General features: G+C 61.2%; 18 protein-coding genes and 1 other RNA gene. 6 read left to right on the top strand and 13 right to left on the bottom strand.

Translation table 11 applies throughout. From position 1 onward, the window contains the following. Window positions 1-52: 52 nt before the first annotated feature. The 3 genes from AB4O45_RS22270 to dnaX all read right to left on the bottom strand — a co-directional run bounded on the left by AB4O45_RS22270 (window position 53) and on the right by dnaX (window position 3,827). Entirely contained in the window at window positions 53-1,087 is a 1,035-nt protein-coding gene (locus AB4O45_RS22270) for an NADP-dependent oxidoreductase (RefSeq protein WP_460160547.1), read from the bottom strand. 262 nt (window positions 1,088-1,349) lie between these two features. Continuing rightward, window positions 1,350-1,688: a YbaB/EbfC family nucleoid-associated protein gene (locus AB4O45_RS22265; protein ID WP_003223337.1), complete on the bottom strand. Its 339-nt coding sequence runs from the start codon at window positions 1,686-1,688 to the stop codon at window positions 1,350-1,352. 66 nt (window positions 1,689-1,754) lie between these two features. Then, a complete protein-coding gene (gene dnaX, locus AB4O45_RS22260; RefSeq protein ID WP_460160546.1) occupies window positions 1,755-3,827 on the bottom strand; it encodes a DNA polymerase III subunit gamma/tau in 2,073 nt (690 codons plus the stop codon). Window positions 3,828-3,972: 145 nt separating this feature from the next. Between dnaX and AB4O45_RS22255 the strand changes: the two genes are divergently transcribed. After that, a complete protein-coding gene (locus AB4O45_RS22255) occupies window positions 3,973-4,722 on the top strand; it encodes a substrate-binding periplasmic protein (protein ID WP_206420728.1) in 750 nt (249 codons plus the stop codon). Between the two features lie 20 nt (window positions 4,723-4,742). Here AB4O45_RS22255 and AB4O45_RS22250 read toward each other — a convergent pair whose 3' ends face one another. The 8 genes from AB4O45_RS22250 to AB4O45_RS22215 all read right to left on the bottom strand — a co-directional run bounded on the left by AB4O45_RS22250 (window position 4,743) and on the right by AB4O45_RS22215 (window position 16,923). Further along, complete coding sequence (locus AB4O45_RS22250) at window positions 4,743-6,710, bottom strand: hypothetical protein (protein ID WP_460160545.1); 1,968 nt, start codon at window positions 6,708-6,710, stop codon at window positions 4,743-4,745. Between the two features lie 35 nt (window positions 6,711-6,745). Next, complete coding sequence (locus tag AB4O45_RS22245; RefSeq protein WP_460160544.1) at window positions 6,746-7,246, bottom strand: hypothetical protein; 501 nt, start codon at window positions 7,244-7,246, stop codon at window positions 6,746-6,748. Between the two features lie 201 nt (window positions 7,247-7,447). Continuing rightward, an RNA gene (ffs, locus tag AB4O45_RS22240) (signal recognition particle sRNA small type) lies at window positions 7,448-7,544 on the bottom strand. Between the two features lie 146 nt (window positions 7,545-7,690). Further along, window positions 7,691-8,854, bottom strand: a complete 1,164-nt coding sequence (locus AB4O45_RS22235; RefSeq protein WP_460160543.1) for a zinc-binding metallopeptidase family protein — start codon at window positions 8,852-8,854, stop codon at window positions 7,691-7,693. 275 nt (window positions 8,855-9,129) lie between these two features. Then, a complete protein-coding gene (ligA, locus tag AB4O45_RS22230) occupies window positions 9,130-11,487 on the bottom strand; it encodes an NAD-dependent DNA ligase LigA (RefSeq protein WP_460160542.1) in 2,358 nt (785 codons plus the stop codon). A gap of 162 nt (window positions 11,488-11,649) precedes the next feature. Next, window positions 11,650-12,513, bottom strand: a complete 864-nt coding sequence (gene zipA / locus AB4O45_RS22225) for a cell division protein ZipA (RefSeq protein WP_016773851.1) — start codon at window positions 12,511-12,513, stop codon at window positions 11,650-11,652. Between the two features lie 259 nt (window positions 12,514-12,772). Beyond that, complete coding sequence (smc, locus tag AB4O45_RS22220; RefSeq protein WP_460160541.1) at window positions 12,773-16,261, bottom strand: chromosome segregation protein SMC; 3,489 nt, start codon at window positions 16,259-16,261, stop codon at window positions 12,773-12,775. Window positions 16,262-16,263: 2 nt separating this feature from the next. Then, window positions 16,264-16,923, bottom strand: a complete 660-nt coding sequence (locus tag AB4O45_RS22215) for a GntR family transcriptional regulator (protein ID WP_039763015.1) — start codon at window positions 16,921-16,923, stop codon at window positions 16,264-16,266. Between the two features lie 268 nt (window positions 16,924-17,191). Here AB4O45_RS22215 and xdhA point away from each other — a divergent pair, with 268 nt between their 5' ends. From xdhA to guaD, 4 genes are all read left to right on the top strand, one after another. After that, on the top strand, window positions 17,192-18,646 hold the full coding sequence (gene xdhA, locus AB4O45_RS22210; protein WP_150635842.1) for a xanthine dehydrogenase small subunit: 1,455 nt from the start codon (window positions 17,192-17,194) through the stop codon (window positions 18,644-18,646). Next, the gene (gene xdhB, locus AB4O45_RS22205) at window positions 18,639-21,038 is read left to right on the top strand and encodes a xanthine dehydrogenase molybdopterin binding subunit (RefSeq protein WP_460160540.1); all 2,400 of its coding nucleotides are present in this window, start codon (window positions 18,639-18,641) and stop codon (window positions 21,036-21,038) included. The genes xdhA and xdhB overlap by 8 nt, the downstream gene beginning before the upstream one ends. Window positions 21,039-21,156: 118 nt before the next feature. Next, window positions 21,157-22,014, top strand: coding sequence for a xanthine dehydrogenase accessory protein XdhC (gene xdhC / locus AB4O45_RS22200; RefSeq protein ID WP_024012316.1), 858 nt, complete (start codon window positions 21,157-21,159; stop codon window positions 22,012-22,014). 13 nt (window positions 22,015-22,027) lie between these two features. Next, window positions 22,028-23,332, top strand: coding sequence for a guanine deaminase (guaD, locus tag AB4O45_RS22195; protein ID WP_460160539.1), 1,305 nt, complete (start codon window positions 22,028-22,030; stop codon window positions 23,330-23,332). 249 nt (window positions 23,333-23,581) lie between these two features. Here the strand turns inward: guaD and AB4O45_RS22190 are convergent, their stop codons facing one another. Next, complete coding sequence (locus AB4O45_RS22190; RefSeq protein WP_007918375.1) at window positions 23,582-24,346, bottom strand: GntR family transcriptional regulator; 765 nt, start codon at window positions 24,344-24,346, stop codon at window positions 23,582-23,584. Window positions 24,347-24,704: 358 nt separating this feature from the next. Here AB4O45_RS22190 and AB4O45_RS22185 point away from each other — a divergent pair, with 358 nt between their 5' ends. Beyond that, a complete protein-coding gene (locus AB4O45_RS22185; RefSeq protein WP_150741384.1) occupies window positions 24,705-25,895 on the top strand; it encodes a benzoate/H(+) symporter BenE family transporter in 1,191 nt (396 codons plus the stop codon). Between the two features lie 140 nt (window positions 25,896-26,035). On the opposite strand, the gene AB4O45_RS22180 is transcribed toward AB4O45_RS22185, so the two are convergent. Continuing rightward, a complete protein-coding gene (locus AB4O45_RS22180) occupies window positions 26,036-26,380 on the bottom strand; it encodes a YggL family protein (protein WP_016773843.1) in 345 nt (114 codons plus the stop codon). Window positions 26,381-26,409: the final 29 nt, after the last annotated feature.

Here is a 26,409-nt window from a genome sequence, read left to right as displayed (position 1 = left end):
ACTAAACAACGAGACGCGGTTTATACCCGCGCCTCTGGCCAGCGTCAAATCCTCAGTCCTGGGCGACCCGGACCACCAGTTTGCCGAAGTTGCGCCCTTCCAGCAGACCGATGAACGCCTCGGGCGCCTGCTCCAGGCCTTCGACCACGTCCTCGCGGAATTTCACCTTGCCGTCGCGTACCCACGGCACCATGTGGCTGATGAATTCCGGCTGACGATCACCGTAATCGTCGAAGACGATGAAGCCCTGAATCCGCACACGCTTGGTGAGCAAAGTGCGTTGCAGCATCGGCAAACGATCCGGGCCGGTCGGCGCCTCGGCGGCGTTGTAGCCGGCAATCAGGCCGCACAACGGGATGCGCGCCTTGGGATTGAGCAACGGCACGACGGCGTCGAAGACATGGCCGCCGACGTTCTCGTAATAGATGTCGATGCCGTTCGGACAGGCCTTGGCCAGTTGCTCGGCGAAGTCATCTGCCTTGTGGTCGATGCAGGCATCAAAACCCAGCTTCTCAACGACGTATTTGCACTTCTCGGCACCACCGGCCACGCCGACCGCGCGCAGGCCTTTGATCTTCGCCACTTGCCCGACCACCGAACCGACGGCACCGGACGCTGCAGCCACTACCAGGGTTTCGCCCTCTTTCGGCTGGCCGATGTCCATTAGGCCCATGTACGCGGTCATGCCCGGCATGCCCAGTACGCCGAGGGCCATCGACGGGCTCGGCAGGCCGGCCGGGATCGGCATGATGTTGCGGCCGTCGCTGATGCTGTGGCTCTGCCAACCGGTGGCGCCAACCACCAGATCACCTACGTGGAATTTCGGATGATTGGACTGCTCGACCCGGCTGACCGCACCACCGGTCATGACTTCGCCGATTTGCACTGGCGCAGCGTAGGACGGAGCGTCGCTCATGCGCCCGCGCATGTATGGGTCGAGCGACAGGTACAGGGTTTTCAGCAGGACTTGACCGTCCTGCAGATCCGGCAGCGCCTCGCGCTCCAGACGGAAGTTCTCCGGGGTCGGCGCGCCGGTCGGGCGCGAGGCGAGGACGAAGCGTTGATTGAGGGTGAGAGGGTCGGACATGTCAGCGTCTCCTGTGAATGGGGAATTCGGTGTATAGGGAGCAGACCTTGGTAGCGGTGGTGTGTTCGATGTTTCTTCAGTTTTGCCGAGGTGACTTCATTCGCGAGCAGGCTCGCTCCCACAGGGGAATGCATTCCAAATGTGGGAGCGAGCCCGCTCGCGAAGGCGTCAGTCCAGCCGGCATATGTCCATCAGGCAGAAACAAAAATGCCAGGCGCTATGCCTGGCATTTTGTGTAGCTCATCTGCCGCGCAATGGCGAATCAGAACGGCAGTTTCATACCCGCCGGCAGGTTCATGCCGGCGGTCATGCTGCCCATTTTTTCCTGGCTGTTGGCTTCGATCTTGCGCACGGCGTCGTTGACGGCGGCAGCGACCACGGCTTCCAGCATTTCCTTGTCGTCTTCGCTCAGGCCTTCGACCAGGCTTGGGTCGATGCTCACGCTTTTAACGTCGTGACGACCGGTCATCACCACGGTGACCATATCGCCGCCGGCCTTGCCGGTGACTTCGGCGTTGGCCAGTTCTTCCTGCATCTTGGCCATTTTTTCCTGCATCTGCTGCGCCTGCTTCATCAGGCCGGCCATGCCACCTTTCATCATGGGAATCACCTCAAACGTACTTGGATAAAACAGCGCCCGGCCATCTTGGTCGAGCACCTTCAGTTATTAGCCTTGGGTGACCAAGGCGTCGACAGGTTCAATAGTATCGCTTCGCACCACTGCGCCGAACTGCTGAACCATCTGCTGGATGAACGGATCACCGTGGATCGATTCCTCCGCCTCGCGCTGGCGATTGGCGCGGCGGCGCGAGGCGGCCTGGGCCGGGGTTTCCTGCTCGGGCTTGATCAGCTCGATGATCAGGGTCAGCGTGCGCCCGTGGAACTGGTTCAACGCGTCGTTGAGACGACGCTGTTGCGTGGCGTTGAACAGCGCGCTGTGGGCCGGATCGAGGTGCATCAGCCAGTGATCGCCGTCGACCGCAATCAACGTGCAGTTGGCGGCGATGCTGCCGGTCATGCCGGAAATCGGCAGCTTCGGGAACAGTTCCAGCCATTGCAGGGCCAGGCCGGTGGCCGGCGCGGCAGCAGGTTCCGGCTCGGGCTCAGGCTCCGGATCGGCGGCGTGTTCGCTGGCCAGTTCGTCGAGGTAGCTGTAGGCCGAATCCATGTCCGGCTCGATGTAGTCTTCATCCAGCGGCGGTTCGTCGTCCATGTCCATGCCCGGCGTAGCGGCATCGACGTCGGCGACGGACGGCTCGGGAATTGGCGCAGCGGCCCACTCCGGCGCATCCGGGACCACGCTGTCCGGGGTCGGCAGCGGCATCGGCGGCAGTTCAGGCTGCTCGCCGGCGGTTTCCAGCACCGGTTCGACGGCGGGTTGCTGAACTGGCGCCGGCTCGGCCTCGGCTTCCACCGGGTCGTTCCATGGCAGATCGACCACGGTTTCGACGGCGACTGGCTCAGGCTCCGGTTGCGCTTCGACAACCGGCACAACCGGTTCTGGCTCGGCAGCGGGCGCGGGTGCTGGCGCAGCAGCCGCAGCCGCAGCGACCACCGGCGCAGGCTTCGGCGCGGCAGCCACTGAGTTTGCGGAATCAACTGTGGCCTGGCTGATCCCCACTGGCTTTAGCGGTTGCCTCGGCGCGTCCGCCGTATCCGCCGGGCGGAACGCGAGCATCCGCAGCAAGACCATCTCGAAACCGCCACGCGGGTCCGGCGCGAGCGGCAAGTCGCGGCGACCGATCAGGCCCATCTGGTAATAGAACTGCACGTCTTCGGCCGGCAGCGCCTGAGCCAGGGCCAATACGCGATCACGGTCGCCGTGGCCATTGTCGACGCCTTCCGGCAACGCCTGAGCGATGGCCACGCGGTGCAGCACGTTGAGAATTTCCGAGAGCACGCCGTTCCAGTCCGGGCCTTGCTCGGCCAGATGCCGCACGGCTTCGAGCAGCGCCTTGGCATCGCCCTCGATCAGCGAATGCAGCACGTCATAGACCTGACCGTGATCCAGCGTGCCGAGCATGGCCCGCACGTCGGTAGCGAGCACTTTGCCTTCACCGAACGCGATGGCCTGATCGGTCAGGCTCATGGCGTCACGCATCGAGCCGTCAGCAGCGCGACCAAGCAGCCAGAGTGCGTCGTCTTCGAACGGTACGTTTTCTGCGGTCAGCACGTGGGTCAAATGCTCGACCACACGCTCGGGCGTCATGTTCTTCAGGGAGAACTGCAGGCAGCGCGAAAGAATCGTTGCCGGAAGTTTCTGCGGATCGGTGGTCGCCAGGATGAACTTGACGTAGGGCGGCGGCTCTTCGAGGGTTTTCAACAGCGCATTGAAGGAATGGCTGGAAAGCATGTGCACTTCGTCGATCAGGTAGACCTTGAAGCGCCCACGGCTTGGCGCGTACTGCACGTTATCGAGCAGTTCGCGGGTGTCTTCGACCTTGGTGCGGCTGGCGGCGTCGATCTCGATCAGGTCGACAAAACGACCTTCATCGATCTCGCGGCATACCGAACACTCGCCGCAGGGGCTGGAAGTGATACCTGTCTCGCAGTTCAGGCACTTGGCAATGATCCGCGCGATGGTGGTCTTGCCGACCCCGCGCGTCCCGGTGAACAGGTAGGCGTGGTGCAGCCGTTGGCTGTCCAAGGCATTGATCAGAGCCTTGAGCACATGGGTCTGGCCGACCATTTCGCGGAACGAGCGCGGACGCCATTTACGTGCAAGAACCTGATAACTCATCGAAAACCGTCGCAGCGAAGGAAGCAGAAGCGGCTAATGCTAGCGGAGCAAGGGCAAAATTGCATCCGGTGTCCTCGTCTAATATGGCTAAGCTGCATCAGCAGAGGCTTTTATCAGCTCGGGACGAGGAATTACCGGAGCGTCTATGCGGTGGGCCGTGGCGGCATTGCTGGGTATCAGCCTCAACGCGATGGCAGCGCAAGCGCCGTTGCGCTTCGCCGTGCCGGACAGTTGGGCGATGCCGATGGTGCAACTGCAAGGCGGCAGACCGACCCAGGGCATCCTGCATGACGTCCTGCTCAGCCTGGCGACCCAGGTCGGCGCGCCAGCGCAATTCGTCGTCCTGCCGCGCGCGCGGGTACAGAGCGCCATGGAGCACGGCGACATCGACGTGCGCTGCTATGCCGCACAGTCGTGGCTGCCGAATCAGTCCGGCGATTACATCTGGAGCGTGCCGTTGTGGTTCCAGCGCGACCTGCTGATCAGCCGCAAGGAACAACCGGCGCAGATCGATCCCGCCCGGCTGCCGCGCCAGGCCATCGGCACCGTCCTCGGTTACAGCTACCCTACCCTGCAACCGCTGTTTGACGCCGACCAGTTGCAACGCGAAGACGCGCGCAATCAGGAACAGGTACTGGAAAAGCTCCTAGCCGGGCGATATCGCTATGCGGTGAGCAATCAGTGGACCCTGGACTGGATCAATCAACGCCTGCTGCCGGAGCAGCAGTTGCAAGGGGTCGCGGTGCTGCAGGAACAGAATATCGGCTGCTATGTGAGGAACGACCCGAACGTGCCGGTGCAGCGGATTTTACGAACGTTGCTGCGCATGAAAATGTCCGGCGAGATCGACGACATAATCAGGTTGTACACCGGCGCCTCTTCAACCACACCCTAGCTCCCACAGGGTTGGCCGGGTCAATAACCGTGCGACTCGCGGAATTTTGGCTCGCGGCTGTGGTGATAATCGATCCACTCGACCACGTCGTAAGGCAGATAAAGCTGCTGCCGGGCACGGGACACGGCGATGTACACGGCACAGATGCGCTGATCGAACTCGTAGGCATCCTTGAATTTCTCGTTACTGAGCAACGTCCGGGTCAACAGCACGCGCTTGAACTCCATGCCGCCAGCTCGCTCGGCCATCATCAACAGACAGGCTTTGCCTGGCTCGATGATCTTTTGGCTCAGGCGAGTCAGGTCGGCAATCATGAAGCCGTTTTGCAGTTGCGTTTCGATCCACAAAAACGCCTCGTCGAAACGGTTGGCCTCACGCACCTGCTGCCAATCAGCCATGTCGCTGAAATACGGGTGCGGTCCTTTCTCGCTGGACCCGGCGTTGTAGAAATCGCGGCGGAACAGCTCGATGGCGGTGGTCATGAAATGCTTGATGTCGTTCTGCGCTTCCCTGTCGGGAAAACTGAAGGCGCAACTGGAGTCGTGCAGATGGATGGCCCACATCATCGTGTCCCAGGGTGACGCGGTCAGCACCACGCAACCTTCGGGCGGCACGAAGGCTTGCGGGTAGTACTCGATATCGACGTCGGCGTGACGAGCGCCTTCGAACGGCACTTTGCTCTTGTGCGTGTGGCGCGAGATCAGCGGATTGACCAAGCGCTCGACATTGCGCCCCGAACGCACCGAATAGCAGATATCGCTCTGACGAACTTCACGCTTGCGCTTGGGCGCCTCGCCCGTGGCCTGCTGATACTCATCGCCGAGGGTGATCAGTACCTGCTGCCCGCGCTCGATGATTTGCAGCAGCGACGCCGGCACGTCCTGGCTTTCGTCGATGATCACATGGGTGTAGCGCGGCGGGACGCGGCAACCGGCCAGACTGGCGCGCTTGATCATGAGCAACGTCGGAAAACCGCTCTGGCTGGCCCACGCCGGATTGGCCTCGAGATATACCCACAGGCGACTGGAATATTCCAGCAGCGCCTGTGAGTCTGCGCCGCTCAAGGGCTGCTGAAAATGCGGCAGGTGCCTGGCGGATAGCGTGTGATCTCTTGAGGCGCAATACAGCTCCAGCACGCGCAGACAAACCTCCAGAGTGCCCTGCCCATCGTGGTGGCGAAAGCCGAACATATTCAGTTCCTGCGCCAGCGCCTGCCTGCTCGGGATCCGCGCTGGCGTCCTGGCCATGTGCGATCGGGGGCCGAGCAACTGGGCCTGGGCAAAATCGTAGAAGGTCTGGCCAATTTCCGTGTCGTGGACCTGCACGATGTGCTTGCGCAACGTCGCCAGTTTCGCCGGGGTGCGCGCCAGTACCAGGGTGCGTTTCGAGCGCAGGCATTCGATCAGCGCGCTGAGCATGTAACTCTTGCCGATGCCCGCATAACCCTGCACGTGCAGGTCTTCGTCGAGGTTGGCACGGAAGGTTCGCAGCAGCTTGTCCTGCGCCGCGCTCAACCAGTGCTCGCGCTCGCGTGGCGTGACCATTTGCTGGCTGAACGGATTGTTCTGTTGCTGATGGCGAATTTTGTAGTCCACATCCCACTGCCCGCCGGGCAACAGGTATTCCTGCGCTGTGACTTCATCGGCCATGAGAAAGCGCAGGTTCAGGCCTTTGAGCGCATTGAGGCCGAAGTACAATTTGCGCGAATCGAACAGACGCCGCGCCTCTGCAAGCAGTCCCGCCGATCCGGAGCGCCGGGAGGTGACAGACCAGTCAATGAGTCTGGCGAGAATTTTCTCCGCTGCGCTGGCACTCAGGTCCTTTTCCGTGGCCTGGGCAAGGTTCTGGATGACCAGCACCGCCGCCAGTTCCGGGTCGCTCAGGTTGGCGAGTGCCGCGTCACCGTTGGGCTGCAACAGCGCCGTACACGCATCATGGGTGATGGGCAGAAATACCGGGGTGGCCAAATCAAAATGTTCCGGGTGCATACAACCTCGCCGCCTGGGCTTTGACACTCACCAGATCAGTCCTGGTCATTCTCGTCGTGCATTTCATGGGACTGCGGCAAGTTTCCTTCACTGCCGGCCTCGGGGCTGATGCGCAGCTCGAAGGAGTAACCGCCGAGCGTGCCGGACATGCCGCGTCGTTCAGTGCCGCTGGCCACCGCCGCCGCATCGATCTGCGCCTGCACTTCGTAGAGCGCCATTTCGAGCAGTTTGCGCAGGTGTTCAGGGTTTTGCGCGGTGGCTTGCAGCTGCAGGTCGTACTTTGCGGTCAGCGAGTCTGATGCGTGCTCGACGATCGCCGATTGTGCCTCGACCGGGACCGACTGTTCAGGCTCTTCTGCCGCGTTGAAAACAGCAGATGCCGCCAGAATCGCAGCGTGTTCTTCATCCATCAGGTCGAGCACTCGCGACAGTTCCAGCGTGCGCTCGGGCTGATCCTGCATCTGCGTTTTGACTTCCAGACGCCGCATCTGCCATTCGCGCAGTTTTTCACGAGTCAGATCGTCGATTTCACCCACTTGCCTTACCTCTCAATGCCAGGCGAGGGAGTATGCCACTGTTCGCTGTCGACAGCCGCACGGGCACTGGAAGCTGCCCGGCTGATCCGAGCATTTTTGCTGGCGGATCAACGCCACTAGCCAAATCGCAGGCATAAAAAAACCGCAGTGGGCAAACCCATGCAGTTCTCTGAATTCTCGGTAGGTTCGTTAAGGTGGTGCCCCCACCAGCCACACCCCGGCACACAATGTTCCCGCTGTGGCTGCTTCCTTCCGGATCTGACCAGGTTCACGGGTAATCGTTGCGGGGGGACCGATGGGGTCACCATAACGACGCTTGCCTGTCGGCGAGCCGCGCCATTGTACCTGTCTGAGATGAAGTTACAACCGTTGGTTGCAGATAAAAAATACCAACAGGTTCAAGGACATGCGGTGACGCCAAAAGATCGCAGCCTGCGCCAGCTTCTACAGGGCCAGGACTTCGTCTGCGCGACCGCCCGCATCCTGGATCACCAGATGAATGAAGTGCAGCTTGGCGATCGCCGCTGCCGGCAGTACGAACGGATAGAAATCCGGCTGGCCCATGCTGCGCGACAGTTCGTTGAGCATGCCCGCCAGCTCGATCCACGCATTGACGAATGACAGGAAAGCGCCACCGCCGGGGTGCTCCGGGTCGTACAGGGTGCTGGTCGGAAACGGCTGATAGTCAAAGTCCATTTCCCGCGCGCTCATGCCGAAGCCCAGCGCGGTATCCACGGCGTCCATCATGTGCAGGTAGTGCGCCCAGGTTTCCGCCCAGTCTTCCCACGGGTGCATGGTCGCGTAGGCACTGACGTAGTGCTGCGGCCAGTCCAGCGGTGCGCCTTGCTGGTAATGCCGGTCCAGCGCGTCGGCGTAACTGGCGCGCTCGTCGCCGAACAGGTTACGGAACGCCTCCAGCCAAGGGCCGTTGGCGATGAGGCGATCCCAGTAGTAGTGGCCGACCTCATGGCGAAAATGCCCGAGCAGCGTGCGGTAAGGTTCGTGCATCGCGGCCCTGACCTGTTCACGGTGAGCGTCGTCGGCCTCTTTGATATCGAGGGTGATCAGGCCATTGGCGTGGCCGGTCATCGGCGCGTTGCCTTCCAGGTCGACACCGATGAAGTCGAACGCCAGCCCGGTTTCTTCATCCGTGGTTTTCGGGATGACCGGCAAGCCGAGGGTGATCAGTTGCGCGACCATTCGACGCTTGGCGATTTCGACCTTGCGCCAGCGTTCGGGATTTTCCGCGACGGACAGGTCGGGAATGGTGCGGTTGAGGCTGCAAGCGATGCACAAGGTGTCGTGATCGTTGGCCGGCAGCAGCCAGTTGCACGCGGCGGGCATGTCGAGGTTGGCGCAGCGGCGGAACAGTCCGGCGTCGGGATCGGCGTCGAGCGTCCAGGTGCCCTCTTCCGGCCCCGACTGCAGCGAGGTCAGGCGACTTTGTTCAGGTTGATAGCCAAGCAAGGCGTTACAGGCCAGGCACTGACTGTTGCGAAAGAACAGCGACTGGCCGCAACGGCACGGCCAGACTTTGCTGTTGCGCGAGGATCCGGCCACGAACGGCGCGATGATGCGGGAACTGAGCTGCTCGAAAAAACGGTGCATGGCGATCTCTCCCTGGGACTGGCCAAGACTAGATCATTCTGAAGACAACATCGTTCCCACCCATAACCGCGCAGCCGGGTGATAGCACCATTGTGGTGAGGGGATTTATCCCCGCTCGACTGCGCAGCAGTCGCAAAAAACCGTACACGCGATACAGATGAAATGATCGGCTGCAGGGTTTTGGGGTCGCTGCGCAACCCAGCGGGGATAAATCCCCTCGCCACAGGTGTCCATCCGGACAGGGATAAATCCCCTCACCACAGGGGTTCATCCGGTCAGACGGCGACGCCGTGGGTTTTGAGGAAGGCGATAAACGCTTCTTCGTCCATGACTTTCACACCCAACTCGTTGGCCTTGGTCAGTTTCGAGCCGGCACCCGGGCCTGCGACCACGCAATGGGTTTTCGCCGACACCGAACCGGCGACCTTGGCACCCAGGCTTTCCAGATGATCCTTGGCCACATCCCGGCTCATCAGTTCGACCTTGCCGGTCAGCACCCAGGTTTCCCCGGACAGCGGCAGACCTTCGACGACTTTCTTCTCGCTCTGCCAATGCATGCCGAAATCGCGCAATTGCTGCTCGGCCTGCTCGGCCAGTTGCCGATGCTCAGGCGAGGCGAAGAACTCGCGTACCGAGTTGGCCTGCTTCTCCGGCAATGCCTGGCGCATGTCCAGCCAGTCAGCGTTCATCACCGCTTCCAGCGAACCGAAGCGATCGGCGAGTTTCTGCGCACCACCGGGGCCGACGAAAGGAATGTGCAGTTTGTCGAGCAAGCCGCCCAACGTGGTACTGGCGGCGAATTCGGCGCCCAACTCGCCCTGATCCTGAATCTGCAAACCATGGCCGAGCAATTCGCTGATGACCTGCTGGTTGTGCGCATCCTCAAAGAAACTGTGAATCTCGTGCGCCACTTCCAGGCCGACGTCCGGCAGATAGGTCAGCACATGCGGCAAAGCCTGTTGCACGCGCTCCAGTGAACCCAGCGAACGCGCCAGCACCTTCGCCGTCTCTTCGCCGACATCGGGAATGCCGAGGGCGTAGATGAAACGTGCCAGGCTCGGTTGCTTGCTGTCTTCAATGGCTTTGAGAAGCTTGTTGCTCGATACCTCGGCGAAGCCTTCCAGATCGACGATGTCGTCGAACTTCAGCGCATACAGATCGGCCGGCGAGCTGACCAGGCCTTCGTCGACCAGTTGTTCGACGCTCTTGTCGCCCAAGCCTTCGATGTCCATGGCCCGGCGCGAGACGAAGTGAATGATCGCCTGTTTCAGTTGCGCACCGCAGGCCAGTCGGCCGACGCAGCGATACACCGCGCCTTCGCTGAAGGTTTCCTTGCCCTTGCTGCGCTTGACCAGTTGCGTGCGTTCAACGTGGGAGCCGCACACCGGGCAACTTTCAGGAATGGCCACCGGGCGCGCGTCATCGGGGCGACGCTCGGTAACTACCTGCACCACTTGCGGAATCACATCGCCGGCGCGGCGAATGATCACCGTGTCGCCGATCATCAGGCCCAGACGCGCGACTTCGTCCATGTTGTGCAACGTGGCGTTGGCCACGGTGACGCCGGCGACTTTCACCGGTTTCAGGCGCGCCACGGGAGTTACCGCACCGGTGCGGCCGACCTGGAATTCCACGTCGAGCAGCTCGGTGAGTTCTTCCATCGCCGGGAATTTGTGCGCGATCGCCCAGCGCGGCTCGCGCGCACGAAAGCCCAGTTCACGCTGGTCGGCAATGCTGTTGACCTTGAACACCACGCCATCGATTTCATAGGCCAGCGAGTTACGGCGCGCGCCGATGTCGCGGTAATACTCCAGGCACTCGTCGATGCCCTTGGCCAGCTTCAGTTCGTGACTGATCGGCATGCCCCACTTCTGCAACTGCTTGAGGTTACCGATGTGGGTGTCGGCGATATCGTGAGACACCTGGCCAATGCCGTAGCAACAGAATTCCAGCGGACGATTGGCGGTGATCTTCGAATCGAGCTGGCGCAGGCTGCCCGCTGCCGCGTTGCGCGGGTTGGCAAAGGTCTTGCCGCCGATTTCCAGCTGCGAAGCATTGAGGCGCTCGAAACCGGCCTTGGACATGAACACTTCACCACGCACTTCCAGCGTCGCCGGCCAGCCTTCGCCGTGCAGCTTCAGCGGAATATTGCGCACGGTGCGCACGTTGACGCTGATGTCCTCGCCGGTGGTGCCATCGCCACGGGTGGCGCCGCGCACCAGCAGACCATCCTGATACAGCAGGCTGACCGCCAGGCCATCAAGCTTCGGCTCGCAGCTGTATTCCACCGCCGCGCCGCCACCAAACAGATCGCCGGCCGGCACGTCGAGGCCTTCGTTGACGCGGCGATCGAACTCGCGCATGTCGGATTCTTCGAAGGCGTTGCCGAGGCTGAGCATCGGGATTTCGTGACGCACCTGAGTGAACGCAGTCAACGCCATGCTACCGACGCGCTGGGTCGGCGAATCGCTGGTGATGAGTTCCGGGTTGGCCGCTTCCAGTGCCTTGAGCTCCTGAAACAAGCGGTCGTATTCGGCATCGGGAATGCTCGGCTCGTCGAGAACGTGATAGCGATAGTTGTGCTGATCCAGCTCAGCGCGCAGCTCTAGAATGCGGGTTTTGGCGGCGGTCATGGGTGTTCTCTCATAAAGCAAAAGAGCAGCCGAGGCTGCTCCAGTTTTATTCAATTATCGGCGGCGGGGCCAGAAGATCGCAGCCTCGTTGCACTCGTCAGCTCCTACAGTATCGCGATCCTCTGTAGGAGCTGCCGAAGGCTGCGATCTTTTGATCTGGCCTTAGCGCTTCTGGGTCAATGCGCGGCGTTCGAATTCGACGATGCGCTGACGGTAATGCTCAATCGTCTGGGCGGTCAGTACGCTGCGCTGATCGTCTTTCAATTCGCCGTTCAATTCCTGGGACAGCTTGCGGGCTGCCGCGACCATCACGTCGAAGGCCTGCTTCGGATGACGCGGGCCTGGCAGACCGAGGAAGAAGCTCACCGCCGGGGTGCTGAAGTGGTCAATGTCGTCCAGATCGAAGATACCCGGCTTGACCGCGTTGGCCATGGAGAACAGCACTTCGCCGTTGCCGGCCATGCTTTCGTGGCGGTGGAAAATGTCCATCTCGCCGAAACGCAGGCCGCTTTCGAGAATATTCTGCAGCAGCGCCGGGCCTTTGAAGCCGGCCGGGTCGCGGCAGATCACGCTGATCACCAGGACTTCTTCGGCTTGCGGCTGATCTTTTTCCGCCACGGCCGCTGCAGGCTTGCTGTCTTCGGCGAAATCGTCGTCACGGCTGCTGAAGCTCGGGCCGCCGTCCAGATCGAGGTCGAGGTTCAAGTCGCCCTGCGCCGGGCCGTTGCTGCCGCGCTTGCCACGTTTCGAACCGGATTCACGCGGCTCGCGGGCTTCGCGGTTGGGCATGCTCACCGACGGCAGATCGTGCTCGTCCAGTTGCGGCTCTTTGTGCGTATCCAGGACGCGGGCCGGGCCCAACAGCTCGGCGCTGGTGTCCTCGTCCGGCAGATTGGACAGGCTCCGGTCGAGACGGAATTTCAGCTTTCCCTTGCCGCCGCGCATACGGCGCCAGCCATCGAAAAGAATACCGGCTATCACAATGATGCCGATGACGATCAGCCACTCGCGCAGACCGATTTCCATGTAATCCCGTGCCTCTATAAAAAATGCTGAAAAATAAGGGGTTTACACTGCGTAAACCGCTTTAAAACGTGGCGCCAACTCTATGTTCTGACAGGCGTTTTGCCCACGTATACGAAAAATTGACATTAAACTAGCACGACCAAAGACAACTTTACACCGTCTGTCTCATTTGGCTTGCGCGAATATGTCGATTGGCCATCCCGCCGATGTCAGTAAAAAGTCCTACAGACCTCCAAAACTATTCCGACACCACACCGACTCAGGCATCCACCATCGCCATCGCCTCCTCGACATCCACCGCCACCAGTCGCGAGCAGCCCGGTTCATGCATCGTCACACCCATCAACTGCTCGGCCATTTCCATGGCTATCTTGTTGTGGGTGATGTAGATGAACTGCACGGTCTGCGACATCTCTTTGACCAGGCGTGCGTAGCGTCCAACGTTAGCGTCATCCAGTGGCGCGTCAACCTCATCGAGCATGCAGAACGGCGCCGGGTTCAACTTGAAGATGGCAAAAACCAGGGCCAGTGCAGTCAGGGCTTTTTCGCCGCCGGAAAGCAAATGGATGGTGCTGTTCTTCTTCCCGGGCGGCTGCGCCATGATCGTCACCCCTGTATCGAGTAGATCTTCGCCCGTCAGTTCCAAATACGCGCGCCCGCCACCGAAAACTTTCGGGAAAAGTGCCTGCAAACCGCCGTTGATCTGATCAAAGGTATCTTTGAAACGGTTGCGGGTTTCCTTGTCGATCTTGCGGATGACGTTTTCCAGGGTCTCCAGCGCCTCGACCAGATCGGCGTCCTGCGCATCCAGATAACGTTTACGCTCCGATTGTTGCGTGTATTCGTCGATGGCCGCGAGGTTGATCGCACCCAGGCGCTGAATCCGCGCGTTGATGCGTTCGAGTTCTTCTTCGGCTTCGCGTTCACTGGCTTGTGCGGTCAATGTGGCGAGCACGCCGTTGAGATCGTAGCCATCTTCGAGCAATTGATCCTGCAAAGCCTTGCGCCGTACGGTCAGCGCCTGCCATTCCATGCGCTGTTGTTCGAGCTGGCCGCGAATCAACTGCGATTGCTGCTCGGCCTGGGTGCGGCGTTTTTCCGCGTCGCGCAATTCACGGTCGGCGTCTTCCAGGGCGATCTGCGCAGTCTTGAGTTCTTCATCGACGGTCATGCGCTTGTCGAGCAGTTCTTCGAGTTTCAGACGCAGCTCTTCCAGCGGTGCCTCGCCCTCCTCCAGATTCAGACTCAACTGTTCGCGCTTTTCAGTCAGACGCTCGGCCTGCATTTCCAGACGTTCCAGCGCCTGGCGCGTGGAGTCGTGCTGAGCACGCAACGAGCCAAGACGCACGGCCAATTGGTGGGCGTGATCCTTGTGCTGCCGCGCTTCCTGACGCACGCGATCGAGGCGTTCGCGCAGGCTGTCGCGCTGGGCCAGCAGCAACTCGCGCTGCTCGGTGTCGAGCGCCATGGCGTCCAGCGCTTCCTGCAATTGCATGCGCGCTTCGCCGACCTGTTCGTGCTCAAGCTCGCGCTGTTCGGCGAGTTCGACCAGTTCTTCATCGAGACGGGTGCGGCGCAATGTCAGTTGCTCGGCCTTGGCTTTGCCGGCGGACAACTGCGCTTTCAGTTCGCCTTGCTGGCGCGCTTCGTCCTGCAGCAAGCGGCGCAGATGTTCGCGGCCGTTTTCCTGCTGGCGCTGTTGCGCGCGCAAGGTTTGCAGGCGGGTTTCCATGGCCTCGACGGTGGCTTCGCGCTCTTCGCGTTCAAGCTGCAAGTCGTCGATTTCCTGGCCACGGGCGAGCATGCCGCTTTCCGCTTCGCTGGCGCGACGTACGCGTAAAAAGTGTCGTCCGACCCAATAGCCGTCGCGGCTGATCAGGCTTTGCCCGGCGCTCAACTGACCGCGCAACGCCAGCGCCTGTTCAAGGCTGTCGACCGGTTTGACCTGGCCGAGCCACGGCGATAGATCGATCTGCGCCTCGACTTTGTCCAGCAGGCTGCCCGCCACCCGCACGCCATCGCTGGCCGGGCTGAGCAGGCGCAAATCGCCTTGGGTGAAACCGGACAGATCGAAGCCGCTGAAATCGTCGACCAGCACCGCTTGCAGATCGGCGCCGAGCACGGTTTCCACCGCCAGCTCCCAACCGGCCTCGACCTTCAGGCCTTCGGCCAGACGCGGACGCTCGGCGAGATTGTGTTCCTTCAACCATTCGGCGGTGCCGGTGCCCGGATCGAGCGCGGCCTGCTGCAAGGCTTCCAGCGACGCCAGACGCCCGTTGAGCCGCTGCAGATCGCCCTGCGCCTGCTGCTGCGCGGTCAACGCCTGCTGCAACTCCTGACGCAGTTGTTCGAGCTTTTCGACCTGCGCTTCTTCGCTGGTCTGCAAATCTTCGAGAGTCGCTTCGGACTCGGCGAGCTGCTCATTGAGCGCCATGATCGCCGCGTCTTCCGGGTCGGCGGACAGCAACGCACGTTCTTCGGCGAGGCGCTTCTGCCGGTCGGCCAGGCGCTCCATGCTGCTTTCCAGCTGCTGGATCCGCGATTGCTGGACTTCAGCCTGACGGCGCGGTTCGGCAGCGGTCAGGTTGAACGCGTCCCACTGCTCCTGCCAGCCGTGCATGGTGGTTTCGGCTTCTTCAAGCGCAGCGGCGGCTTCCTCGGCGGCGGCGCTGGTGACTTCCTGCTCGGGGGTGAGCATGTCCAGTTCTTCGCCGAGGGTCAGCAGCAACGTGCGGTCGTGGCCCAGGTGCGATTCGGTTTCCAGACGCGCGCGCTCGGCTTCTTTCAGATCGTCCTGCAACTGACGCAAACGCTGCTGGCCGTGCTGGATGCTCTGCTCGACCCGGGCGATGTCGCCGCCGACCGAATAGAAGCGGCCCTGCACCAGATTGAAGCGTTCGGACAGGTCGTGGTGACCGTCACGCAGGCGTTCGATGGCGGCGTCAGCGTTACGCTGTTCAGCGACCAGCGCTTCGAAGCTGACTTCCTGGTTGCCGATGATCGACTCGCGCTGGCCGACCTGCTCGTTGAGGTCCTGCCAGCGCAGCGCCGACAGTTGCGCCTTGAGCTGACGCTCTTCGGCCTTGAGTTCCTGATACTTTTTCGCCGCCTCGGCCTGACGGTGCAGACGTTCGAGCTGGCGCTCCAGTTCTTCGCGCAGGTCGGTGAGGCGGGCGAGGTTTTCGTGGGTGCGGCGGATGCGGTTCTCGGTCTCGCGGCGGCGCTCTTTATATTTCGAGATGCCGGCGGCTTCTTCGATGAAGTTACGCAGGTCTTCGGGCTTGGATTCGATCAGCTTGGAGATCATCCCCTGTTCGATGATCGAGTAGCTGCGCGGACCGAGGCCGGTGCCGAGGAAAATATCGGTGATGTCGCGCCGACGGCATTTGGTGCCGTTGAGGTAATAGGTGGTCTGGCTGTCGCGGGTGACTTTGCGGCGGATGGAAATTTCCGCGTAGGCGGCGTATTCGCCGAGCAGCGTGCTGTCGGAGTTGTCGAACACCAGCTCGATGCTGGCCTGGCTCACCGGTTTGCGGCTGGTCGAGCCGTTGAAGATGACATCGGTCATCGACTCGCCACGGAGGTTCTTCGCCGAACTTTCGCCCATCACCCAGCGCACGGCGTCGATGATGTTCGACTTGCCGCAACCGTTCGGCCCGACGACCGCCGCCATGTTACTGGGGAAGTTCACCGTGGTCGGGTCGACGAAGGATTTGAACCCCGCCAGTTTGATGCACTTCAGCCGCACGCTCAGGCAACCGTCAGCGCAGACACCACTAGATCGCAGCTGCGCTGGGCATACGCCGTGAGCACGATGCGGATCTGCGGCAAATCACGGGCGAGTACGGCAGCGAGCAAGCGTTCGAACAGTTCGAGGAATTCGCTCATTTCCGCCTTGCGCTGTTCGAGGGCGAGGAAATACGCACGGCTCATCGCCGGCTGGAGGTTCTCGACGGTTTCTTGCAGGTACGGATTGTTGGCAAACGGATAGGCGGCGCGCATCACCGCGAAGCTGTCATCGACGAAGCTGCGGATATCGCCGCGTTCGTAATTGGCGGTCAGGCGCTGCTGGATCTGCACGAACGGCGCCATGTCCGACTGCACTTGCCAGCCGTTGGCCACGGAATTGCCGAGCAGGATGTACAGCTCGCTCATCAGCGTGCACAGGCTCTGCACCTTGTGCGGCGTCAGCTCGGTAACGTGGGCGCCACGACGCGGCAGGATCGCGATCAGGTGACGGCGCTCGAGGATCAGCAAGGCTTCGCGGACCGAACCGCGGCTGACGTTGAGCGCCAGCGTGACCTTCTGTTCCTGGATGCGCTCTCCCGGCTTCATTTCGCCACGAATGATGCGTTCGGCGAGGTGGTGAGCGATTTGCTCGGCGAGGCTGTCCGGCGCCTTGAACGTCATGGTTGTCCTTCAAACTCTATCGATCTGCACAAGCGGCGCAGTGTAGCGCAAATGCACGGTCATGGCGGAGTGCCCACTCAGCGGTTTTTGGCACGAATCCCGCAAAAAAGCGCGGTGACCGATGAAGGTCAATACTGAATAGACACGCTGTTGATCGACGAAACGTATTTTCCTGACCCTTAAGTCAGAAAACCATTGACCGAAAAGTCAGACCTGCTAAATTCGGTTCACGTCGGTTAACAACAATAATGAGTCTGCGAGGCCTTCCGTGATCCAGTTTTTACTTAACCAGGAACTCCGTAGCGAGCACGCCCTGGACCCGAATCTGACTGTGCTCAATTACCTGCGCGAACACGTGGGCAAGCCCGGCACCAAAGAAGGTTGCGCCAGTGGCGACTGCGGCGCCTGCACCGTGGTGGTTGGCGAGTTGCAGACCGATGACAGCGGGCGTGAACACATTCGCTATCGCAGCCTCAACTCGTGCCTGACCTTCGTTTCGTCGTTGCACGGCAAACAACTGATCAGCGTCGAAGACCTCAAGCACAAGGGCGAACTGCACAGCGTGCAGAAAGCCATGGTCGAGTGCCACGGTTCGCAGTGCGGCTTCTGCACCCCCGGTTTTGTGATGTCGTTGTTCGCCCTGCAAAAGAACAGCGATGCGCCGGATCAGGCCAAGGCCCACGAAGCACTGGCCGGCAACCTCTGCCGCTGCACCGGCTACCGGCCTATTCTCGCCGCAGCCGAACAATCCTGCCTCGGCAAGCCAGCGGATCAGTTCGACGCCCGCGAAGCCGAAACCATCGCCCGCCTCAAGGCTATCGCGCCGACCGATATCGGTGAACTCAACAGCGGCGACAAACGCTGCCTGGTGCCGCTGACCGTGGCCGATCTGGCCGACCTCTACGACGCTTATCCACAAGCGCGGCTGCTCGCCGGCGGCACCGATCTGGCGCTGGAAGTCACCCAGTTCCACCGCACCCTGCCGGTGATGATCTATGTCGGCAACGTCGCCGAAATGAAGCGCATCGAAACCTTCGATGACCGCATCGAAATCGGCGCCGCCACTGCCCTCTCCGACTGCTACGAGGCGTTGAATGCCGAGTACCCGGACTTCGGCGAACTGCTGCACCGCTTCGCCTCGTTGCAGATCCGCAACCAAGGCACCCTCGGCGGCAACATCGGCAACGCCTCGCCGATCGGTGACTCGCCACCGCTGCTGATCGCCCTCGGCGCGCAGATCGTGCTGTGCAAAGGCGAAACCCGCCGCACCTTGAACCTGGAAGATTACTTCATCGACTATCGCGTCACGGCGCGGCAGGAAAGCGAGTTCATCGAAAAAATCATCGTCCCGCGCGCCAGCGCCGAGCAGCTGTTCCGCGCCTATAAAGTGTCGAAGCGTCTGGACGACGACATCTCCGCCGTCTGTGCTGCGTTCAATCTGCGTGTGGAAAACGGCGTGATCAGCGACGCCCGGGTGGCCTTCGGCGGCATGGCGGCGATTCCGAAACGCGCCGCGCATTGCGAAGCCGTGCTGCTCGGTCAGCCGTTCAACAACGCCGTGATCGAACGCGCCTGCGCCGCGCTGGCCGAAGACTTCACGCCACTCTCGGACTTCCGCGCCAGCAAGGAATATCGCCTGCTCAGCGCGCAGAATCTGCTGCGCAAATACTTCATCGAACTGCAAACACCGCACATCGAGACTCGGGTGACCGCTTATGTCTAACCATCACGCCGTAGAGAAGACTCAAGCTGAATTGGCCGAACTGTTCGCCCAGGACCTGACCACCGGTGTCGGTCGCAGCGTCAAGCACGACAGCGCCGCCAAGCATGTATCCGGTGAAGCGCAGTACATCGATGATCGCCTGGAATTCCCCAACCAATTGCACCTGTATGCGCGCCTGTCGGACCGCGCCCACGCGAAAATCCTCAGCATCGACACGTCGCCGTGCTACGCCTTCGAAGGCGTGCGCATTGTCATCACCCACGAAGACGTGCCGGGCCTGAAGGACATCGGCCCGCTGATGCCGGGTGACCCGCTGCTGGCCATCGATGACGTGCAGTTCGTCGGCCAGCCAGTGCTGGCAGTCGCAGCGAAAGATCTGGAGACCGCGCGCAAAGCAGCGATGGCCGCAATCATCGAATACGAAGACCTCGAACCGGTGCTCGACGTGGTCGACGCCCTGCGCAAACGCCACTTCGTGCTCGACAGCCACACCCATCAGCGCGGCGACTCGGCCTCTGCACTAGCCACGGCTGAACACCGCATTCAGGGCACGCTGCACATCGGCGGCCAGGAGCACTTCTATCTGGAGACACAGATCTCCTCGGTGATGCCTACTGAAGACGGCGGCATGATCGTCTACTGCTCGACGCAGAACCCGACCGAAGTGCAAAAACTGGTCGCCGAAGTGCTCGACGTGTCGATGAACAAGATCGTCGTCGACATGCGCCGCATGGGCGGTGGTTTCGGCGGCAAGGAAACCCAGGCCGCGAGCCCGGCGTGCCTGTGCGCGGTGGTCGCGCACCTCACCGGCCAACCGACCAAGATGCGCCTGCCGCGTGTCGAAGACATGCTGATGACCGGCAAGCGCCACCCGTTCTACGTTGAATACGACGTCGGCTTCGACAGCAGCGGCCGTCTGCACGGGATCAACATGGAGCTGGCCGGCAACTGCGGCTGCTCGCCGGACTTGTCCGCCTCGATCGTTGACCGCGCGATGTTCCACTCGGACAACTCTTACTATCTCGGCGATGCAACCATCAACGGTCACCGTTGCAAAACCAACACAGCGTCGAACACCGCTTATCGCGGCTTCGGCGGCCCGCAAGGCATGGTCGCCATCGAAGAAGTGATGGACGCGATTGCCCGGCACCTGAAGCTCGACCCGCTGGCGGTGCGCAAGGCCAACTACTACGGCAAAACCGAGCGCAACGTCACCCACTACTACCAGACCGTCGAGCACAACATGCTCGAAGAGATGACCGCCGAACTGGAAGAAAGCAGCCAGTACGCCGAGCGCCGCGAAGCGATCCGTCGCTACAACGCCAACAGCCCGATCCTGAAAAAAGGCCTGGCGCTGACGCCGGTGAAATTCGGCATTTCCTTCACCGCCAGTTTCCTCAATCAGGCCGGTGCGCTGATCCACATCTACACCGACGGCAGCATCCACCTGAACCACGGCGGTACGGAAATGGGCCAGGGCCTGAACACCAAAGTCGCTCAGGTCGTGGCGGAAGTGTTCCAGGTCGACATCGATCGTGTGCAGATCACTGCAACCAACACCGACAAAGTGCCCAACACCTCTCCGACCGCTGCTTCCAGCGGTGCGGACCTGAACGGCAAAGCCGCGCAGAACGCAGCACAGACCATCAAGCAACGCCTGATCGAATTCGCCGCGCGGCACTACAAGGTCAGCGAAGAAGACGTCGAATTCCGCAACGGCCACGTGCGGGTGCGCGAGCAGATCCTGACGTTCGAAGCGCTGATCCAGCAGGCGTATTTCAATCAGGTCTCGCTGTCGAGCACTGGCTTCTACAAGACCCCGAAAATCTACTACGACCGCAGTCAGGCGCGGGGCCGTCCGTTCTATTACTTCGCTTTCGGCGCAGCCTGCTGCGAAGTGATCGTCGACACCCTGACCGGCGAGTACAAGATGCTGCGCACCGACATCCTGCACGACGTCGGCGCCTCGCTGAACCCGTCGATCGACATCGGTCAGGTCGAGGGCGGTTTCGTCCAGGGCATGGGCTGGCTGACCATGGAAGAGCTGGTCTGGAACAACAAGGGCAAGCTGATGACCAACGGCCCGGCCAGCTACAAGATCCCGGCGGTGGCCGACATGCCGCTGGATCTGCGGGTGAAACTGGTGGAAAACCGCAAGAACCCGGAAGACACGGTGTTCCATTCCAAAGCTGTCGGTGAACCGCCGTTCATGCTCGGGATTGCCGCGTGGTGCGCGATCAAGGACGCGGTGGCGAGTCTCGGTGATTATCAGCATCAGCCGAAAATCGACGCGCCAGCCACGCCGGAGCGGGTGTTGTGGGGTTGCGAGCAGATGCGTCAGCTCAAAGCGGTGAAAGCCGTCGAAGCTGAAACCGAGCTGGCTCCGCTCTAGGACCGAGGCGCGGCCATTCGCGAGCAGGCTCGCTCCCACATTTGGAATGCATTGCCAATGTGGGAGCGAGCCTGCTCGCGAAGAGGCCGGCACAGACAACGAAGATGTCGAGGTGAACATGTACAACTGGATCGACGCCCTCGCCGACCTGCAGAATCAGGGCGAGCCCTGTGTGCTGGTGACGATCATCGAAGAACTCGGTTCGACGCCACGCAACGCGGGCTCGAAAATGGTCGTCAGTGCCGACCGCCTGTTCGACACCATTGGTGGCGGGCATCTGGAATTCAAAGCCATGCAGATCGCCCGCGAAATGCTCGCCAGCGGCAAGCAGGACACCCATCTGGAGCGCTTCAGCCTCGGTGCCAGTCTCGGCCAGTGCTGCGGTGGCGCTACGGTGTTGCTGTTCGAACCGATGGGCCAGGTGCAGGCGCAGATTGCCGTGTTCGGTGCCGGCCATGTCGGTCGCGCCCTCGTGCCGCTGCTGGCCAGCCTGCCCTGCCGGGTGCGCTGGATCGATTCGCGCGAGGCGGAGTTCCCCGAACACATTCCCCACGGCGTGCGTAAAATCGTCAGCGAAGAGCCGGTGGACGAAGTCGATGATCTGCCTGCCGGCAGCTACTGCATCGTCATGACCCACAACCATCAGCTCGATCTGGAACTGACTGCGGCGATTCTCAAGCGCAACGATTTCACCTGGTTCGGCCTGATCGGCTCGAAAACCAAACGCGCCAAATTCGAACACCGTCTGCGTGATCGTGGTTTCGACCCGAGCGTGGTGCAGCGCATGCGCTGCCCGATGGGCATCGGCGAAGTCAAAGGCAAACTGCCTGTGGAAATCGCCATCTCCATCGCCGGCGAAATCATCGCCACTTACAACGCCAATTTCGGCCAGCACAGCGCCCGCGCCGAACCGATTGCCCGACTGCTGCCCGCCTCGCGCCGCAGTCAGGCCGCCAAACTCAAAGCCTCAAACTGATTAGAGAACCCTCATGCCTCTGACTCGCAAAGCCTACCGCGCCGCCATCCTGCACAGCATCGCCGACCCTGCCGAAGTCGGCATCGAAGCCTCCTATGAATATTTCGAGGATGGCCTGCTGGTGATCGACGACGGCAAGATCAGCGCCCTCGGCCACGCCAGCGAACTGCTGCCGACCCTGCCGGCGGATATCGAGATCAACCATTATCAGGATGCGCTGATCACCCCGGGCTTTATCGACACGCACATTCACCTGCCGCAAACCGGCATGGTCGGCTCCTATGGCGAGCAACTGCTCGACTGGCTGAACACCTACACCTTCCCCTGCGAAAGCCAGTTTGGCGACAAGGCCCACGCCGACGAAGTGGCGGACATTTTCATCAAGGAACTGCTGCGCAACGGCACCACCACGGCGCTGGTGTTCGGCAGCGTGCACCCGCAGTCAGTCAATTCGTTTTTTGAAGCGGCGGAAAAGCTTGATCTGCGCATGATCGCCGGCAAGGTGATGATGGACCGCAATGCCCCGGACTATCTGGTCGATACCGCCGAATCCGGTTACGTCGACAGCAAGGCGCTGATCGAGCGCTGGCACGGCAAGGGCCGCTTGCACTATGCGGTGACGCCGCGCTTCGCCCCCACCAGCACCCCGGAACAACTGACCCTCGCCGGGCAACTGCTGACTGAATACCCGGATCTGTACATGCAGACCCACATCAGCGAAAACCTCAAGGAAATCGAGTGGGTCAAGGAGCTGTTTCCGGAGCGCAAGGGCTACCTCGACGTCTACGATCATTACCAGTTGCTCGGCGAACGCTCGGTATTCGCCCACGGCGTGCACCTGTGTGACGAAGAATGCGCGCGGCTGGCGGAAACCGGCTCGGCGATCTCGTTCTGCCCGACCTCGAACCTGTTCCTCGGCAGCGGCCTGTTCAACCTGCCGATGGCCGAGAAGCACAAGCTCAATGTCGGCCTCGGCACCGACGTCGGCGGCGGTACCAGTTTCTCCCTGCTGCAAACCCTCAACGAAGCCTACAAGGTCATGCAACTGCAGGGCGCGCGGTTGAGCCCGTTCAAGTCGCTGTATCTGGCGACCCTGGGTGGTGCGCGGGCGCTGCGTCTGGAAGACAGGATCGGCAATCTGCAACCGGGCTCCGATGCCGACTTCCTGGTACTGGATTACAACGCCACGCCGCTGCTGAGTTATCGCTTGAAGCAGTCGAATAACATTGCCGAGACGTTGTTTGTACTGATGACGCTGGGGGATGACCGCACGGTGGCGCAGACGTATGCGGCGGGGGCGCTGGTGCATCAGCGCTAACCTCTTCGCACTGATCGTTCCCACGCTCTGCGTGGGAATGCAGCCCGTGACGCTCCGCGTCACTGGACGCGGAGCGTCCCTAGAGGCGTTCCCACGCAGAGCGTGGGAACGATCATCCCCGGTGGTGTTTACCACGGAGGATTTTTGTTGCCGGTCAGGTTGTCTTCGCGAGCAGGCTCGCTCCCACCTTTGAAATGCATTCCCCTGTGGGAGCGAGCCTGCTCGCGAAAGCCGCGACTCGGTTTCAGCTTAGAGCTTGGCCGCTGGACGCCCCGGCTTCTTGGTCTGCAACAAGTGCGAGAACACCGCATGCAGATCATCCGACGCGCCTTCCTCGTCGAGGTTGAGCTTGCTGTCGATGTGATCCATGTGATGCATCATCAGATTCACCGCCAGTTCGCCGTCGCGCTTTTCAATGGCGTCGATCAACTGCGTGTGTTCGTCGTACGAGCAGTGCGAGCGGTTGCCGCTTTCATACTGGGCGATGATCAGCGAGGTCTGCGAAACCAGGCTGCGCTGGAAGCTGATCAACGGTGCGTTCATCGCCGCTTCCGCCAGTTTCAGGTGGAATTCGCCCGACAGACGAATACCGGCACCGCGATCGCCGCGCGAGAAACTGTCGCGCTCATCGTTGACCATCTGCCGCAATTCGGCGATCTGCTCGGCCGTGGCGTGCTGCACGGCCAATTCAGTGATCGCACGCTCGACCAGACGGCGGGCGAGGAACACTTGACGCGCTTCTTCAACACTCGGGCTGGCGACCACGGCGCCACGATTCGGCCGCAACAGCACCACGCCTTCATGGGCCAGACGCGACAGCGCGCGGCGAATGATGGTGCGGCTGACCCCGAAGATTTCCCCCAGCGCCTCTTCGCTCAACTTGGTACCGGGCGCCAGACGCTGTTCGAGGATGGCCTCGAAGATATGCGCGTAGACAATATCGTCCTGGGTTCCGCTGCGGCCGGCTTTGCCTGCTCGCGGTTGTTTCTTGAGGGGTTGCAACTGTTCGTTCATGGGCACTCGAGTCGGGAAAACTGCGGCGAATAGACCGTGACTGTAATACGGCACAGTAGGTCGCTGGCAAGTATCGCGTAAAAAACAGCGCGATTGTACACAATGAATGGTGGCAACACGACTGTACGGCTGTTTGCGCCTGCGGCTGTATTGCAACGGTTTGTCAGGTTTGAGTTTAGGCTTGATCGCAGAATCCGCTGCATGACCGCAATCCCCCGTGGGAGCGAGCCTGCTCGCGAAAGCCATTTCACATTCACTATGAATGTTGACTGACATAGCGCTTTCGCGAGCAGGCTCGCTCCCACAGAGGTTCTGTGTTGTGGCGGACATCTCCATTGGTATAAGGAACACCGCCGTCATGACCGACGCCACCCACGCCCGCCTGCGCCCTCTGGCCGACACTTCGCCTTCCGCCATCGTTGCCGGTTTCATCGCGATGATGACCGGTTACACCAGTTCGCTGGTGCTGATGTTTCAGGCCGGGCAAGCCGCCGGCCTGAGCAGCGGGCAGATTTCTTCGTGGATCTGGGCGATTTCGATCGGCATGGCGGTGTGTTCGATCGGCCTGTCGCTGCGCTATCGCACGCCGATCACCATCGCCTGGTCGACCCCCGGCGCAGCGTTGCTGATCACCAGCCTGGGCGGCGTCAGTTACGGCGAGGCGATCGGCGCCTATATCACGTGCGCGGTACTGGTGACGATCTGCGGCCTGACCGGCAGCTTCGAACGGCTGGTGAAAAAGATCCCGGCCTCTTTGGCGGCAGCTCTGCTGGCAGGGATTCTGTTCAAGATCGGCAGCGAAATCTTCGTCGCCGCGCAACACCGTACCGGGCTGGTGCTGGGAATGTTCTTCACTTATCTACTGGTCAAGCGCCTGTCGCCACGCTATGCGGTGCTCGCAGCGCTGCTGATTGGCACTGCGCTGTCGGGCTTCATGGGGCTGCTGGATTTCAGCGGCTTTCACCTGGAAGTGGCCACCCCGGTGTGGACCACGCCGCACTTCTCCCTGGCCGCTACCATCAGCATCGGCATTCCGCTGTTCGTGGTGGCGATGACCTCGCAGAACATGCCCGGCATCGCCGTGCTGCGCGCCGATGGCTATAACGTCCCGGCCTCGCCACTGATCACCACCACCGGCATTGCCTCCCTGTTGCTGGCGCCGTTCGGCTCACACGGTATTAACCTCGCGGCGATCAGCGCGGCGATCTGCACCGGTCCGCATGCTCATGAAGATCGCAACAAGCGTTACACCGCAGCGGTGTGGTGCGGGGTGTTCTACGGGATTGCCGGGGTGTTCGGCGCCACGTTGGCAGCGTTGTTTGCCGCGTTGCCGAAAGAACTGGTGCTGTCGATTGCGGCGCTGGCGCTGTTCGGCTCGATCATCAATGGCTTGAGCATTGCCATGAGCGAGGTGAAAGAACGGGAAGCGGCGTTGATCACCTTCATGGTCACGGCGTCCGGGCTGACGCTGTTTTCCATTGGTTCGGCGTTTTGGGGGATCGTGGCGGGGGTTTTGACGCTGGTGATTTTGAATTGGCGTAAAGCCTAGAAGCAAAGATCGCAGCCTCGTTGCACTCGACAGCTCCTACAGGGGATCGCGAACAGGTAGGAGCTGACGAGTGAAACGAGGCTGCGATCTTTTGATCCACGAAAAAAAACGGCGACCCTCAGGTCGCCTTTTTTTCAGTATCACTTAGCCGCGTTGATCGGCTTTTCCGGATACCACACATCCAGCAGCGGGCTGACTTCGTACTTGGTCAGCTCGGAGCGGTTTTTCAGCCAGGCTTCAACGGCAGCGCGCTGCTCTTCGTTGACCGAGCCACGCTTCTGCAGGCACACCAGACCGAAGTCGTCGCCGCCAACATAACCCAGACCGTTGGCTTCCATGGCTTCTTTGATGAATGCTTCGAGGAAAGCGTCAATGGCTTCTTCGGACAAGTCTTCTTTGAAGTCCAGGTTCAGTTCGAAACCCAGCTCTTGAAATTCATCTACGCACAGTTTTTTGCGCAGACGCTGGGAACGGTTAGTCGCCATTGGAACAATCCTCTTAAGTAATAACGGCC

Source organism: Pseudomonas sp. S2_B10, from assembly GCF_054668425.1.
The sequence above is the reverse complement of the archived record's forward strand: the minus strand, read 5'-3'. Positions and strand labels throughout refer to the sequence as shown.